We start from the raw sequence: 660 nt of genomic DNA, 5'->3' as shown, positions 1-660 counted from the left end.
TGCTGCGCATTGAGCCTCGCTGCGCGAGTCTCGCCCCTGTCGGGCTTCCATCGCTGGCGCCTCCGGCCCGGCTCGCTGCTCCGTGCCAGCGCGCTCCGCTTGCCGAAAACCGGCGTGCGTGGGTGGCGTGAGGGGGCGGACTTGCTGTGTCCCTTCGCCGACGACCACGCCGCGCAGGAAGCCACGTTCTATGGTGCGCCGGAATGGCAGCGCAGCCCGTCCAAGCTGCGCGCGCGCCTGACCGAGCGCGAAATCGACGCCGCGCACGCGCTGGTGCGCTTCGTCGGGCTGGACGCCTACCGGCAGGCAGGCGGCGGCATCCGCCCCGACCTGTTCGCGGGAGGCGATGCCGGAACCTACCTCACCGATACCGCAGTGCTGGAAACGCTCGTGCGCGACAAGCTGGCAACGCTGGCCGAGGACGTGCGCGCCGAGGGCTGGGCATGGGTGGAGGCCGTGCCGCATCTGGCCTACGAGGAACGGCAGGCGTTCCAGAACGCCCCGCGCCACCGCCGCGAGCCGACCCCCCGCGAGGCCCGCCGCATCGCCTCGCTGGAAACCCGCCTCGAAAAGATCGACGCCGAACTGGAAGAAGCCTGCGACGCCGAGGACGAGGCCAAGGCCGAGAAGCTGGAACAGCGGCGCGATCAGGTGGTCGGA

General features: G+C 71.4%; 1 pseudogene. It reads left to right on the top strand.

Going from position 1 to position 660, the window contains the following annotated elements:
• Window positions 1-159 precede the first annotated feature (159 nt).
• Window positions 160-660, top strand: a pseudogene (locus tag KVT32_RS28205) (chromosome partitioning protein ParB); the annotation flags it as partial.

Origin of the sequence: Achromobacter sp. GbtcB20, assembly GCF_019091095.1 — a bacterium.
In the GTDB taxonomy this organism is placed as follows: domain Bacteria; phylum Pseudomonadota; class Gammaproteobacteria; order Burkholderiales; family Burkholderiaceae_B; genus Achromobacter; species Achromobacter mucicolens.
The sequence above is the reverse complement of the archived record's forward strand: the minus strand, read 5'-3'. Positions and strand labels throughout refer to the sequence as shown.